Source organism: Bradyrhizobium sp. Ken01, assembly GCF_055807355.1.
This window is the reverse complement of sequence record NZ_JBVVPC010000043.1, coordinates 37,099-50,690: the sequence shown is the minus strand read 5'-3', so window position 1 is coordinate 50,690 and position 13,592 is coordinate 37,099. Positions and strand designations below refer to the sequence as shown.

General features: G+C 62.8%; 12 protein-coding genes and 1 pseudogene. 7 read left to right on the top strand and 6 right to left on the bottom strand.

The features are described from left to right. The 3 genes from AC0L3S_RS30790 to AC0L3S_RS30780 form a co-directional block, all read right to left on the bottom strand. Entirely contained in the window at nt 1-1,395 is a 1,395-nt protein-coding gene (locus AC0L3S_RS30790; RefSeq protein ID WP_456768606.1) for an ABC transporter substrate-binding protein, read from the bottom strand. Between the two features lie 220 nt (nt 1,396-1,615). Beyond that, nucleotides 1,616-2,350: an SDR family NAD(P)-dependent oxidoreductase gene (locus tag AC0L3S_RS30785; RefSeq protein WP_027519174.1), complete on the bottom strand. Its 735-nt coding sequence runs from the start codon at nt 2,348-2,350 to the stop codon at nt 1,616-1,618. Between the two features lie 10 nt (nt 2,351-2,360). Beyond that, nucleotides 2,361-3,401: a LacI family DNA-binding transcriptional regulator gene (locus AC0L3S_RS30780; RefSeq protein WP_456768607.1), complete on the bottom strand. Its 1,041-nt coding sequence runs from the start codon at nt 3,399-3,401 to the stop codon at nt 2,361-2,363. 192 nt (nt 3,402-3,593) lie between these two features. Here AC0L3S_RS30780 and AC0L3S_RS30775 point away from each other — a divergent pair, with 192 nt between their 5' ends. From AC0L3S_RS30775 to AC0L3S_RS30745, 7 genes are all read left to right on the top strand, one after another. Then, the gene (locus AC0L3S_RS30775) at nt 3,594-4,895 is read left to right on the top strand and encodes an ABC transporter substrate-binding protein (RefSeq protein ID WP_473283393.1); all 1,302 of its coding nucleotides are present in this window, start codon (nt 3,594-3,596) and stop codon (nt 4,893-4,895) included. A 62-nt stretch (nt 4,896-4,957) separates the two neighbouring features. Beyond that, the gene (locus AC0L3S_RS30770; RefSeq protein WP_035968926.1) at nt 4,958-5,845 is read left to right on the top strand and encodes a carbohydrate ABC transporter permease; all 888 of its coding nucleotides are present in this window, start codon (nt 4,958-4,960) and stop codon (nt 5,843-5,845) included. 4 nt (nt 5,846-5,849) lie between these two features. Further along, nucleotides 5,850-6,677, top strand: coding sequence for a carbohydrate ABC transporter permease (locus tag AC0L3S_RS30765; RefSeq protein WP_027519170.1), 828 nt, complete (start codon nt 5,850-5,852; stop codon nt 6,675-6,677). Nucleotides 6,678-6,684: 7 nt separating this feature from the next. Continuing rightward, nucleotides 6,685-7,689, top strand: coding sequence for a zinc-dependent alcohol dehydrogenase family protein (locus AC0L3S_RS30760; protein WP_473283390.1), 1,005 nt, complete (start codon nt 6,685-6,687; stop codon nt 7,687-7,689). Nucleotides 7,690-7,695: 6 nt separating this feature from the next. Continuing rightward, entirely contained in the window at nt 7,696-8,769 is a 1,074-nt protein-coding gene (locus tag AC0L3S_RS30755) for an ABC transporter ATP-binding protein (RefSeq protein WP_473283388.1), read from the top strand. After that, nucleotides 8,766-9,725, top strand: coding sequence for a sugar kinase (locus AC0L3S_RS30750; protein WP_473283386.1), 960 nt, complete (start codon nt 8,766-8,768; stop codon nt 9,723-9,725). Before AC0L3S_RS30755 ends, AC0L3S_RS30750 begins: the two co-directional genes overlap by 4 nt. Next, nucleotides 9,722-10,759, top strand: coding sequence for a tagatose 1,6-diphosphate aldolase (locus AC0L3S_RS30745; RefSeq protein ID WP_027519166.1), 1,038 nt, complete (start codon nt 9,722-9,724; stop codon nt 10,757-10,759). Before AC0L3S_RS30750 ends, AC0L3S_RS30745 begins: the two co-directional genes overlap by 4 nt. Nucleotides 10,760-11,180: 421 nt before the next feature. Here AC0L3S_RS30745 and AC0L3S_RS30740 read toward each other — a convergent pair whose 3' ends face one another. The 3 genes and pseudogenes from AC0L3S_RS30740 to AC0L3S_RS30730 form a co-directional block, all read right to left on the bottom strand. After that, a complete protein-coding gene (locus AC0L3S_RS30740) occupies nt 11,181-12,470 on the bottom strand; it encodes a G1 family glutamic endopeptidase (protein WP_473283383.1) in 1,290 nt (429 codons plus the stop codon). A 198-nt stretch (nt 12,471-12,668) separates the two neighbouring features. Next, a pseudogene (locus AC0L3S_RS30735) lies at nt 12,669-12,865 on the bottom strand (IS3 family transposase); the annotation flags it as partial. Nucleotides 12,866-13,326: 461 nt separating this feature from the next. Further along, complete coding sequence (locus AC0L3S_RS30730) at nt 13,327-13,509, bottom strand: hypothetical protein (RefSeq protein WP_473283381.1); 183 nt, start codon at nt 13,507-13,509, stop codon at nt 13,327-13,329. Nucleotides 13,510-13,592 lie beyond the last annotated feature (83 nt).

Sequence of the window (13,592 nt, the reverse complement as noted above, 5' to 3'; positions counted from 1 at the left end):
TCAGCCGCGCATCATCGGTTCGATGCGGCGCTGCGCATCGTCGAGTGCGGCCTTGATCGTGGCCTGGCCCGAGAGGGCCGACTGGATCGCGGTTGCCATGGTGTCGCCGATCGCCGGCCATTGTGGCACGCGCGGACGCCAGTCTACGTCGGTGTCCTCCTGCAGGGCGCCCATCGTGGCCTCGACGAAGTTCTCGCCAAAGCCGTTCATCAGCTTGATGTAGTCGGGATCCTTCCAGACTGAGGTGCGGTTGACGCCAGAACGCTTGGTCGGACCTGCAAAACGATGTGCGGTGCGCGCCTGGGTTTCGGCGCTCGCGGCCCACTGGATAAAAAGCCAGGTCGCCTTTCGCTTCTTTTCCGGCAGCGCGGAATTGATCGGAAAACCCCAATTCCAGATCGAGGTGGTGCGCTTGCCTGATGGGCCCTTCGGCCAGCGCGCATAGGCGACCTTGCCGATGACTTTGGACTTCTCGGGATTGTTGATGACCGAGGCCGACGAATGTGCGTCGATGTAGCTGGCGACCGTGCCTTGCGAGAAGGCGTCGGCGATATCCGGCCAGTTCCAGTTCGCGGCCGCCATCGGCGCGTAGTTCTTCATGATGTCGATATACCAGGCGAGCGCCGCCTCGGCCTCGGGGCCATTGACGGTGAGCTTGCCGCCCTTCATCCAGTCGCCGCCGAACTCTCGGAAAATCGACGGATAAATGTACATGTTCTGGCCGGCACCGGCGACGCCGCGCAACGCTGCGCCCCAGACACGCTCGTTCGGCGTGTTCAGCGCCGCGGCGTTCGTCATGTAGGCTTCCAGCGTGTCGGCCGGCTTCAGGCCCTTCGCGTCATAGAGATCCTTGCGATAGACCTGAATGGTGACTTCGCCGTCATAGGGCATCCCGTAGAGCTTGCCGTCGATGCCGTTGGCGCTGCGCCAGGCTGGAATGATGTCATCAAGCTTGAACCAGGCCTGGTCGGTCAGCGACTTGTCGTTCAGATAGGTGTCGAGCGGCTCGACCCATTTGTTCGCGGCGTAGAGCGCGTAATACATGGGGTCTGCGGCGTGGGTCGCGTAGGTGCCGGTCTTCGAGGTCAGGTCGATGACGCTCTTCTGCCGGATCTGCGCCGGGGGAATCTTTTCAAAACGGACATCAATGCCGGTCAGCGCCTTGAACTGCGGCGCCAGCGTGATGAGGTTCTCGAAATAGCTCGCCGGGATCACCGCGACGGTGATGATCTCGCCGGAGACCTGCTGCCAGTCGATCTGCGCGGATTTGTACGGCGCAAGGTCGGCATCTTGCGCGGCTGCTTGCCGGAGAAAGGCCGGACCAATCGTCGCGAAAGCGGCGGCTGCAGTTCCGGTCTTGAGTAGCGTTCGTCGCGTCGGCTTGAATGACGTCATACGGTCCTCCCAAAAATCCGGATTTCGCGCTCCGGTTAGTAAGGACATTTGCCTAAATGTTATAACAAGTCAACCGCGGCAAGGTTGCCGCTCGTCGTTGCCATAGGACGTCATCTTGCGCGCCTCGGAACTCCGGCGCTCGCTTCCAGAGATGGTTTGAATCCGACGATGCGCCGCTTGACGTATCCGTTGATGTCCAGCCGCCGGTGCTCGCGCGACGTCAACCTGCGAGAAACCCGCCGTCCACAGCAACGACGGTACCGGTCGCATATTGCGACGCCGGCATGCAGAGGAACGCGACGGCGCCGGCAATATCTTCCGGCTGTCCCCACCGCTTGAACGCGGTGCGGTCGGCGATGCGCTGGTAATGCGCGAGATCAGTCCGGCCGGCGGCGTTGATCGCGGTCTCTATATAGCCGGGCGCAACTGCGTTGACGCGAATGCCCTCTTCGGCCCACTTCAAGGCGAGTGCCTTGGTCAACATCACGACGCCACCCTTACTGGCGCAATAGGCGGGGATACGCGGTAACGCCAAAACCGCGTTCATCGAGGCGATGTTGACGATCGATCCCTTTGCCTCCGCAAGCAGCGCGCGAAAAGCCATGCAGGTCCGGAAGGTGCCGGTGAGATTGACGTCGAGAACCTTTACGAAAGTCTCGATCTCGAATTCTTTGTCGCGGGCGAGAATCCCGGCGCAATTGACGAGCGCGTCGACCCGCTTGTACTTGTTGGCGAAGAATTTGACGGCCGCATCATCGGTGACGTCGAGCGTCCCGAGCGTGAGGCCCGCGCGCGGCTTGAGGAGTGTGCGGGCGAGATCGGCATCGTTGGCGCCAGTTGCGGTCACCGTCGCGCCGAGATCGCAAAACTGGTTGCTGATTGCTGCGCCAATGTCGCCGGCGCCCCCGATCACGATGGCATGAAAGCCGGAGGCTAGGGAGAAATTCAAACTCATCGGGACTGTCTCACTTCAGGGATTTTGGAGGTGGCGCCGTCGACTCGCGGACCACCAGTGAAAAGTCGATCTCGCGGTGCATGATGGTCTGCTCGCCGGCGAGGCTGCGCACCAGATATTCGCCGGCGCGTTGCCAGGTTTCTCCGGTCGGTACGTGAATCGTGGTCAGGCTCGGTCGCAGATGGCGGCTCCAGTCGAGATCGTCGAACCCAACGACCGACAGATCGCGTGGTACCGAAAAGCCGCTGCGTTCCGCCTCGAGCAGCACGCCGTAGGCGATGACGTCGTTGCCGCACACTACGGCTGTGGGACGATCCTTGAGCCCCAGGAGATAGCGCGCCGCTTCGCGGGCGTCGTCCAGCGTATAGGGCACCTCGACATGCCATTGCGACGGCAGTTCGAGGCCGCTCTCGGTCAGCGCGCGGCGAAAGCCGGCAACGCGAGCGCTGGCACGGTCGTTGTTGCGCTGGAGAGCCGAGACGATCCCGATGCGGCGATGGCCGAGTTCGATGACATGGGCGGCGGCGCGATGGGCGGCCGTTTCGTTGTCGGTGCCGACGCAAGGGTAGGGCCGGTCGGGCTGGTATATGCCGACATTGATGAACGGCACCGCGTTGTCCGCGAGCAGCTTGCGCAAGCCGTCGTGATGGCAGTCGCCGCGCAGCACCAGGCCGTCGACGCCGCGGCTGATCAGATTGCGCGCCTGCTGCAATTCGACGTCAAGATCGTAGCCGCTCGTCGTGAGGAACAGCATGTATCCGACCGACGACAGATAGTGCTGCAGCGAAGCGATGCCGCGCGCGAACATCGTGTTGTCGATGGTCGGCACGATCGCGCCAAGGGTGCGCGAGCGACGTGAGGACAGGATGCGCGCGGGCGCATGCGGGATGTAGCCAAGCGCGTCAATCGCCTGTTCGATGCGCACGCGCAGAGATGGGCTCACCGCATCCGGATTGTTGAGGGCACGAGAGACCGATGCGGTTGAGACGCCGGCGCGGGCGGCTACGGCGCGGATGCCTTGTTTCACAGACTTGGCGTCGGTCAGTCCCATGAATGTAACGGTACATGTTGCGCCGCAAACCCGTGCGGTGGTGTTAATCGCATGTATTTGCCGCAGATCACGCAGTTTGTCCATCGCTTGACACGGCGAGCGTGAGGTCTATTTTGTAACCGTTTTCAGATGTGCACGAACGTGTTCAAAATGGTCCGCCAGCTTAAGGCGGCCAGCCGGGAGGAGAGTCCAATGAAGGCCAGGATGCTCGCGACGCATCTCGCGTTGCCCGTTCTCGCGATCGCCGCTGTTGGCGCGCCCTCGCACGCCGCCGATTTCGACTGGATGAAGTTCAAGGGCAAGACCGTCACCTTTCTCGCCAACAACAATCCGGTCGCGCAGGCGCTCCTGACCTACAAGGTCGATTTCGAGAAGCTGACCGGCATGACCCTCAAGGTCGACGGCTATCAGGAACAGCAGATGCGCCAGCGTCTGGTGACCGTCATGAATGCGAACAGCGATGAGGTTGACGTGTTCATGACGCTGCCCTCGCGCGAGGGCGAGCAGTTCGCCGCCGCCGGCTGGTATGCCGACCTCACCACGATGGCCAAGAACGAGGTTGCCAAGGACTACGATCCGGCCGGGCTCAGCCAGGCCCTGGTGAAGGCCGCGACCTTCAACGGCAAGCTCACCAGCATGCCGATGAATCTCGAAGGGCCGATCTTCTATTACCGCACCGACATCTTCAAGAAGTGCGGTCTCGAGGCGCCGAAGACCATCAAGGACGTCGAAGCCGCCGCCGAAAAGATCAAGACCTGCGACAGCGCGGTGACGCCGTTCGTCTCGCGCGGCCTCAAGCCCGCGGTCGCCTACACCTTCAGCAACATGCTGCACAATGTCGGCGGCACCTATATCGCCGACGGAAAGTCGAACCTGTGCTCCGCCAAGGGCAAGGAAGCGCTCGAAACCTATAGCCGGCTGCTGCGCGACTTCGGTCCGCCTGGCGTCGTCAATTACAGCTTCCAGCAGATTTCGGCACTCTATCGCAGCGGCCGCGCCGCAATGGCGTTCGAATCGTCCAACGAGCTTCGCACCGTCATGGACGGTGGCGCGCGGTTGAAGGACACCGGTCTTGTGCCGTTCCCGGCGGGGGAGGCTGGCCAGGTGCCGACCACGATCGGCTGGGGCATGGCGGTATCCTCGCACAGCAAGCAGCCGGATGCGGCCTGGTATTTCGTGCAGTGGGCGACCAGCCCCGAGGTGCAGAAGAAGATGGCGCTCCAGGGCATTGCCCCGCCGCGTCCATCGGTCGCCAAGGATCCTGAGTATCGTAAATGGATCGATGAGGAGCCGGTGCGCAAGGAATGGCAGGCCGCTCTCGACGTGCTCGCCACCAAGGGTTCCTCCGAGGTCGGCTATCCCATCGTCGCCAATCCGGAATCGCGCGAGTTCATCGGCCAGGCGGTGCAGGACCTGATCCTCAAGCAAAAGCCGATCGACCAGGCCTGCGCGGATGCCGACAAGGCGCTCGATGCGCTGATCGCCCAGAAGTAACGGCTTCATGCCGGCAGGCTCGCTGCATGCCGGCATTTCCCCCCACGTGAGGACGCGAACGGATGTCTGACTCGGCTGCGACACTCACGCAGGACCGGCAGAAGCTGGAAATGGCGGCACTTTCGGCGCCGGCCGTGATCTTCACGGTTGCGATGATCGCGTTTCCGGTCGTCTATACGATTTGGCTAGGCTTCCAGACGTTTTCCTCGACCGGCAAGCAGTCCTTTGCAGGGCTTGCCAATTATTCCAAGCTGATCTCCGATTACGAATTCTGGCACGGGCTGTGGATCACCATAGCCCTCTTCGTCCTGTCGCTAGTGCTGCAACTCGTCTTCGGCGTCTGGCTGGCGTTGGTGCTGTTCCACGCCAAGCGGCTACCGGGCATCGTGCGCTCGTTGTTCATTTCGCCGTTCATGATGCCGCCGGTGGTCGCCGGCATGATGTGGCTGGTAATCCTCGATCCCTCGCTGGGTGCCGCCAACTATGTCCTGCAGTCGTTCGGCCTGCCCCCGTCGGACTGGCTGGCCTCGCCGTCCCTGGTCATTCCGACGGTGGCGCTGATCGACAGCTGGCAGTGGACGCCTTATGTCGCTCTGATCGTGCTGGGCGGGCTGCAATCCCTGCCGCCGAGTGTCTACGAGGCTGCCCAGATCGATGGCGCATCCCCATTCAAGACATTTCAGCGTATCACGCTGCCGCTGCTGCTGCCGACCATTGTCACTGCCGCGATCCTGCGCAGCGTCGATCTCCTGCGCTTCTTCGACATCATCTACATCACCACCCAGGGCGGCCCGGGCAACGCCTCGAACACGCTCAACATTTATGGGTTCCGGGTCGGTTTCGAGTTCTTCAACATCGGCTATGCCAGCGCCCTGATGCTGACACTGACGGCGATCGTGTTCGGCGCCGTGCTCGCCTTCAACCGCCTGCGGGGCGCAGTGGCGTGGTGATGTCATGAACGATGCCGCCAACACCGACCGCTGGATCCGCTGGCTCAACACGGTGCAGCTCGTGCTCGCCGGCATCATCATCATGGCGCCGACGGTCTGGATGGTGCTGTCTTCGTTCAAGCCGTCCTTCGAGGTCACCGCCTATCCGCCGACGCTGGTCTTCACACCGACGCTGGAGAATTACGCCGAGCTGACCAGGACCACTCCGTTCCTGAGTTATGCGCTCAACAGCCTCATCGTTACCGTCGGTTCGACCTCGCTCGGGCTGCTGTTCGGGATTCCCGCCGCCTTCGCCGTCTCCTGGACCCGGATTACGTGGCCGGCAATCCTGACGCTGGCGGCGCGCATGGCGCCCGGCACGCTGTTCCTGCTGCCGTGGTACGTCATGTTCCGGCAAATCGGCATGATCGGCTCCTACACCGCGTTGATCCTCAGCCACGCCGTCATCACGCTGCCGATCGTGATCTGGGTCTTGCTGCCGTCGTTCGATGCCATCCCGCGCAGCGTGTTCGAGGCTGCGCAAGTCGATGGATGCAGCGTCACGCGCATCCTCTGGCGCATCGCGATGCCGCTGGTGGCGTCGGGCGTCGCGGTCTCGGCGATCCTCGCCTTCGTCTTCTCGTGGAACTACTTCCTGTTTGCGCTGGTGCTCTCCAACGGCGACACCAAGACGCTGATCGCGGCGGCCTTCAACTTCATCGGCGAAGGCTCGACGCAATGGGGCGCCCTCATGGCCGCGGCGACGCTCATCGCATTGCCGCCGCTGGTGCTGGCGGCCCTGGTTCAGCGCTGGCTGGTGTCCGGACTGACGCTCGGCGCGGTGAAAGGCTAGGTATTTGATGAATATGTCTCCCCGCTCGAATTCGATCATGCAGGCCGCGGTCTTCCACGGCGGCGACCGAATCACCATCGAGCCTGTGGCGATGCCCGAAATCGGCGCCGGCGAGGTGCTGGTCCGTGTCTCGCGAACGGCGCTGTGCGGCTCAGACTTCAAGCTCTGGCACAAGGGCGCCGAGTTCACCGCCGGCCACGAGATCTTTGGCGTCGTCGAGCAGCCAGGCCACGGTCTGCATGGCCGCCGCTGCGCCGTCTACATTCCCTTGCACTGCGATCACTGTGCCGCCTGCAAGCGCGGCGATACCCAGATGTGCCTCGAGGTCTCCAGCCTGATCGGCTGGAACAGGCCGGGCGGCTATGCCGAATACGTGCCCGTGCCGGAAAATTGTTTGCTGCCGGTACCCAATGATATCGAGGACAGCCTCGCGCCGCTGTTGCTCGACACCATCGGCACATCCGGTCACGCCGTACGGTTCGTCAGCCGCGTGGTGCCGGCGAACGAGGCCGGTCCGGCCCTCGTGATGGGGGCGGGGCCTGTCGGTCTCGGCGTCGTGCTGGCGCTTCGCGCGCTTGGCTACAACGACATTCATGTCGCCGATCCCAATCCGGCGCGGCTGAAGATCGCACAGTCCTTCGGCGCGAACCCGCACCCGGTCGGCGACACCTCGAAGCGCTTCGCGCTCATCATGGAATGCTCGGGCGCCCATGCGGCGCGCAATCTCGGCATCGAGCTCGTCTTGCCGCGCGGCGCGCTGGTGCTGGTCGGCGAGAACGCCGCGCCATGGACCATCGAGGAGGGCAAGGTATTCCGCCGCAAGGATTTTTACATGATCCGGACCTTCTACTTCCCGGTCTCGGATTTCGAGCAGAATGTCGAGCTGCTGCGCAAATACAAGGACGAATACCGCGTCCTCGTTGACGGCGAGTTCGGTCTTTCGGATCTCCCTGAAAACTTCGCGCGGTTCGCCAACGGCGAGCTGATCAAGCCTGTGCTGGCGCTGGACTAAGCGATCATGGCCTCGATCTCGATCCGCAATCTCACCAAGCGCTACGGTAATTTCACCGTGATCCCCGATCTCAATCTGGAGATCGCGGACCATGAATTCGTGGTGTTCGTCGGCCCATCCGGCTGCGGCAAGTCGACCTTGCTGCGCATCATCGCGGGCCTCGAGCCTATTTCGGGTGGAGACCTTTACATTGGCGACAAGCGCGTGAATGGCGTGCAGGCGGCCCAGCGCGATATCGCGATGGTGTTCCAGGATTACGCGCTCTATCCACACATGCGAGTCTACGACAACATGTCGTTTGCGCTGGAGCTGCGGGGAACGCCGAAAGCGGAAATCGACGCGCGGGTGAAGCGCGCCGCCGCGCTTTTGCACATCGAGCCTTATCTCGACCGCAAGCCGAAGGAGCTGTCTGGTGGCCAGCGCCAGCGCGTCGCCATGGGCCGCGCCATCGTGCGCAATCCCAAGGCGTTCCTGTTCGACGAGCCGCTGTCCAACCTCGACGCCAAGCTGCGCGGGCAGGTGCGGGCCGAGATCAAGGCACTCTCGCAGCAATTGAAGACCACCATGGTCTTTGTCACCCATGACCAGATCGAGGCCATGACCATGGCCGACCGCATCGTGGTGCTCCAGAGCGGCACGATCCAGCAATACGACACGCCGGAGACGGTCTACGAGCGACCCGCCAACCAGTTCGTCGCCGGCTTCATCGGCTCGCCCGCCATGAATTTCTTCGCGGTCGAGTGGCACGACGACTGCGCAATCCTCTCGCAAGGTGGGACGGCCGTGCCGGTGGACGGCGAGACCGCGAGTAGTCTGCGCCAGGCCGGCAATGCCATACTCGGCATTCGTCCCGAACATTTCACTGTCGCCACCAATGCTGCCGATGGCATTGCCATCGAGGTCAAGCTGGTCGAGCCGCTCGGCTCCGATACGCTAATCCATTTTGATCTCGCAGGTGTCTCCGCGATTGCGCGGATCGACCCGTCGCTGCGACCGAAAGTCGGCGATCGCCTCGCGCTGCGCCCGCAGCCTGGCAAGACGCATCTGTTCGATGCCACCAACGGACAGGTCCTCCGGTGAGTACGTTAGCCAACATCGGCGATCTCTTTGCGCTGGCTGACGTCGGGTCCAAGGCCAGGCCCGTGCACGTGATCTGCCTTGGGCTCTCTGCGCTGGACCAGGTTTGGCGCGTCGATCGGCCGTTCGCGGGTGGAAGCGAGAAGATCAAAGCTGCTGCGTACGGCACGCTGGGCGGCGGCATGGCCGCCAATGCGAGCGTGGCGGTGGCGAAGCTCGGCGCGTCCGTCGCGTTCTGGGGGCGGGCAGGGAATGATGCCGCCGGCCACGAGATGAAGTCCGCCTTCGCCGCCGAAGGCGTCGACGTCGGGAATTTCCGGCTGTTTCCCGATGGCCGCTCCTCTGTCTCCGGAATTATCGTCGACAGCAGCGGCGAGCGGCAGATCGTGAACTTCCGCGGCCTTTTTCCTGAATCCGCGGATTGGCTTCCACTCGAAGCGGTCGGCCGCGCATCCTCCGTGCTGGCCGACCCGCGCTGGGTCGAGGGCGCCGCAACGCTGTACCGCGAGGCACGCTCGCGCGGCGTTCCGACGGTGCTCGACGGCGACATGGCCGATGCCGAAGTGTTCGAGCGGCTGCTGCCCCTAACCGATCACGCCATCTTCTCCGAGCCCGCGCTTACCGCCTTTGCCGGCTCCGCCGATGATAAATCTCTCGCAGCCCTCGTTCGCTTTGGCTGCCGCGTCATCGCCGTCACGCGTGGTGAGGGCGGCGTGAGCTGGTACCAGAACGGCCATCTGCAGCGGCAGGTCGCCTACGCCGTCGAGGTCGTCGACACCACAGGTGCGGGCGATGTTTTTCACGGCGCCTATGCTCTGGCGATCGGCGCCGGCCTGGACGTGCGCGCCGCCATGGCGTTTTCGGCGGCGACGGCTGCCATGAAATGCCGCCACGCTGGCGGCCGCAACGGAATCCCCGACATCAACGAGTGTCTTGCATTCATGAGGACGAAGCCATGAGAACGATTGGAAAGAACCGCGGCCTGGCGCGGCTTGCTGACGCGGACGGCCATTTTCGAATGGTCGCGCTGGACCAGCGGCCGCCCTTGTTCGATGCCATCGCGAAAGCAAAGGGCATCACGCGGGACCAGGTCGAGTATTCCGACGTCACGGCGGCCAAGCGTCTTCTGGTCGAGAATCTCGCGCCGCACTGCAGCTCGATGCTGTTCGACCCGAACTTTGCCGTGCCCGCCGCGATCGATCTGCTGCCGCCGCGCTGCGGCCTGATCATGACGCTGGAAGAGCACCGCGTCGAGGAGACCGCGGGCGGTCGCAAGTCGCGGGCGATCACCAACTGGAGTGTGGAGAAGATCCGCGCCATGGGCGGTGACGCCGTCAAGGTACTGGCCTGGTATCGGCCAGACGCCGATGCCGCGGTGAACGAACACCAGAAGAAGTTTGTGCGCGAGATCGGCGAGGACTGCGCCCGCCACGACATTCCCTATGTTCTCGAGCTGCTGGTTTATCCGTTCCTGGGCAGCGCCAATCACACCGCTGACTACGTCGAATCGCCGGGCAAGCTTCCCGGTCTGGTCATCGACAGCGTGCGCGAGTTTGCCAAGCCGGAATATGGCGTCGATCTCCTCAAGCTGGAGAGCCCTGTCGCGGCCAACGGTCTGCCGGCCAGTGACGGCAGCGGGGCAGCCAAGGCCGCGCAGAAGGAGTTTGATGCAATCGGCGATATCTGCCGCGAGCGCAACATTCCTTGGGTGCTGCTGTCGGGCGGCGCTGCGCCGGAGAAATTCGAACGCGTGCTCGACTACTCTTATGCTGCAGGGGCGAGCGGCTTCCTGGCGGGCCGCACGATCTGGCTCGACGCCGTTCTAAAGAATTTTCCGGATCGCGCCGCGGTGTCTGCAAGTCTGCGCAAGGACGGTCTCAACGTGCTCGAACGGCTCAGCCAGCTGACCACGGCCAAGGGCACGGCCTGGAAACCGCGCTATCCTGTCTTCACTGATATCAAGCAGGAGGGTGACTTCGCGCGCGCCTACTGAGCACGCCTGTCGAGAAAGCATGTGAGGTCTTGAAAGAGCGATCGATAAGAGAATGCTCAGACGGTTGGATGCAGGCTGATAAGGTTTGGCCACAAACCTTATCAGTCAGACGAACGCTTCATCGCCGCTGGGGCGCCTCAGCGGCTGCCGTCGCTCCTGATAGGAAGATCGCGAGTGCTTCGTCCGCGCGGATGCAAAATGAGAGGAGCGCCAGCAGTCCGAATATCTCCGCCACTCCATGACACGAAGAATTCTTGCACGCCATGTGTGATAGATGTCACACATGTTCCCGTAGTCCTATGCCTTAGCGACCGTGGGCGTGAGAACCCGGACCAGAGCTATAGACGCGCCCATCGCGCCCCATTCAGCTGAACGACTTCCAGTCGTACCGCATCGAGTAGGCGTCGATCGGCGTCACCGTCTACAATGTGTCGCCGCTCTTGCCGACCATGCTGACCTGCCTGGTCCGCGTTCCGAAGTACGACACGTAGCCCTGGCCTCGCGGGCTGTTCGCTTTCCGCGCGTAGGCCTCGGACATCACCGCTGATCCAAAGTTGGCCAGATCAGGCAACTGAGTGCTGGGACCAAATATGCCGGACGCGGGGATGTTTAGCGTTGGACGTTCGATGATCCACACCGCTTCGCCGCCACCCACACGCGTTCCGGCGACCGGTGTGTAGACCCTCGTGGTGATGCCGGTGGTGAGATTCATCAACAGGAACACACCAAACGCCCCCGCCAGCGTGGGGCCGGAACCGGCATTGCCGATCCATACCTCCACCAGCATGTCGTCGCCGGGACTGACCGGAAAGTTCGTCACCTGGAGCGAGGTCGGCTGCTGCGGCAGGAATTCCGTCCAGGCATAAAACGTGGAGAGCGTGATCTGGACGAAGTCATTGCCGTACCTGATGCTGTCGCTCTCGGTGCCGGCCTGCACCAGATCCGTGGTGCCGTCCCCGTCCAGTCCTACCCAGAGCGACGAGTACGTCTGCCGATTGAACTCGCCGACCACCTGGGGGACGTGCCATCGCCCATGAACCCAGTCGTACGGCTGATCGAACCCGATCCCGCCACCTCCAACCGTGGGACCGCCCGTGAACTTGAGCGGACGCAGCAGCTCGAAGCCGCACCAGTTGGTCGCGGCCTGCGGTCCGTTCCGCACGCCCGCCGCCTTGCCGTGCGTCACGTCCGGCCGGCTCACGGTATGGGGCTCGATGACGGTGATGGGGGACGAGACGACGCGCCGCCACGCCTGAAACGCGCGCGGGACCTGATCCCGGTCGGGACGATGCGGATATCCACGCTTCAGAAGGTCGTCGTCCGGTATCTGCAGCATCTCGGCGTCGGAGAGCGCCGGGTGCGTCGATCCATACGTCGTGCGTCGCAGCCCATCGTCTTCCGGCGGTGCGGGCATGTCGTCGGAGGGCTCGTGGCTCGCACGCAGATCGAGCCGATAATGCGTGATCTTGCCGTCCGCTTCGCACTCGATGTCGAATGCGAGAATGTCGGGCGACGCGCCTGACGGATGGACGTGAACACGAGCGATGCCGTCCGGATCGGCGTAGACCTTGAAGCCGGGCTGAGATTCGGGTGACCCGGTCTGTCGTACCGTGCAGGTCGCGTGCGGTACCGTGGTGAGCGCGATCGGCGACGAGATCCCCGGTGTCACCGTGTAGCGGAACGACTGCGTTTCGTAAGCCTTGTCAGTCATCGCGGCCTCCAGGCCGGAAGAGAGCGACTGCGCCGCGACCGTTGGCATCGAAGGAATAAGAGCAGAACAATCTGGTCCACGCCGGCGAGTCCCATGCCATTTTGCACCCGCATCTACGCAGTGTCTAGGCCGCCAAGCCGACCGCGAGTCTGCGGAGGCCGACTGAGCTGCTGCCCGTTTGATGGACACCGGGTTAAGCTAATCCCACCTTGCGTGCGAACTCAACGGGCTGATGTATCCGATCGTGGAATGACGTCGGGTTGCATTGTAGAACCTCTCAATGTAGTCGAACACATCTCCCTGGCCTCGTTCCTGGTGCGATAGAGTTTGCGCTCGGTCTTCAACGAAGAGAAGAAGCTCTCCATCGCTGCGCTATCCCAGACGTTGCCGGACCGTCATGCTGGGGAAACGGCACCTCCTTGCGATTGTGCTGGACGGCTGAAACCGGGGAGCACTGCGGAAGGCACTCATCCAAACTATTTTGATGGCCGTTGCTCCGCGGCGTCGCCGGGGTGCTGGGCGTAGTCAGGGTCGGCGGAGCGGTCGCCGCTGGCCCAACACGGTGGAACGCAGAAACTTCATTCGGTTCTTGGGCATTGGACTTACGCCGGCGAAGGCCACGAAGCTTCGATGCTCGCTTGCGACGAGCAGCGCTCTTCCGATGCCAAATACACGTCGTCCGAGCAGCGCCCCTTGGTAATTTCGACTCACGGGTGTCAACCGTAATCGGGCAAGCGCAAAGGACCGAAAGGCAGTCTTACTAAGGCGCGGTCAAAGCGCTCTCTTTTATGGTCGTTTGGTCCTCATGCCGTGGACGCGGGAGAACGGGGATGCCCCCGCCTCCCGCAATCACGACTCAGTGGAACAGGGTTTTCGGCGGAAGCGGCTGCGGATTGAGCGCCACCCGGTCAAGTAAAGACCCGGGGCGACCGAACAGGATTTGCTGCTGCCATCCGCTCACCAGGATTATGCCACCTGTAACCTGGTCCAGGTCATCATTGGTCAGTTCAAGATGTTCAACGCTTGATAGTTTGGTCATGTGACAATCTCCTCCTTTGAGCGACATTAAGCGCGAGGCGAGTAATATCTACTTCGCGTGGTGAGTTATGTGATTTGAGTCAC

Excerpts from the sequence above, each read along its gene's own strand:
- AC0L3S_RS30765 (WP_027519170.1), top strand. The coding sequence starts at position 5,850 with ATGAACGATGCCGCCAACACCGACCGCTGGATCCGCTGGCTCAACACG.
- AC0L3S_RS30760 (WP_473283390.1), top strand. The coding sequence starts at position 6,685 with ATGAATATGTCTCCCCGCTCGAATTCGATCATGCAGGCCGCGGTCTTC.
- AC0L3S_RS30785 (WP_027519174.1), bottom strand. The coding sequence starts at position 2,350 with ATGAGTTTGAATTTCTCCCTAGCCTCCGGCTTTCATGCCATCGTGATC.
- AC0L3S_RS30775 (WP_473283393.1), top strand. The coding sequence starts at position 3,594 with ATGAAGGCCAGGATGCTCGCGACGCATCTCGCGTTGCCCGTTCTCGCG.
- AC0L3S_RS30790 (WP_456768606.1), bottom strand. The coding sequence starts at position 1,395 with ATGACGTCATTCAAGCCGACGCGACGAACGCTACTCAAGACCGGAACT.
- AC0L3S_RS30755 (WP_473283388.1), top strand. The coding sequence starts at position 7,696 with ATGGCCTCGATCTCGATCCGCAATCTCACCAAGCGCTACGGTAATTTC.
- AC0L3S_RS30745 (WP_027519166.1), top strand. The coding sequence starts at position 9,722 with ATGAGAACGATTGGAAAGAACCGCGGCCTGGCGCGGCTTGCTGACGCG.
- AC0L3S_RS30780 (WP_456768607.1), bottom strand. The coding sequence starts at position 3,401 with ATGGGACTGACCGACGCCAAGTCTGTGAAACAAGGCATCCGCGCCGTA.
- AC0L3S_RS30770 (WP_035968926.1), top strand. The coding sequence starts at position 4,958 with ATGTCTGACTCGGCTGCGACACTCACGCAGGACCGGCAGAAGCTGGAA.
- AC0L3S_RS30730 (WP_473283381.1), bottom strand. The coding sequence starts at position 13,509 with ATGACCAAACTATCAAGCGTTGAACATCTTGAACTGACCAATGATGAC.
- AC0L3S_RS30740 (WP_473283383.1), bottom strand. The coding sequence starts at position 12,470 with ATGACTGACAAGGCTTACGAAACGCAGTCGTTCCGCTACACGGTGACA.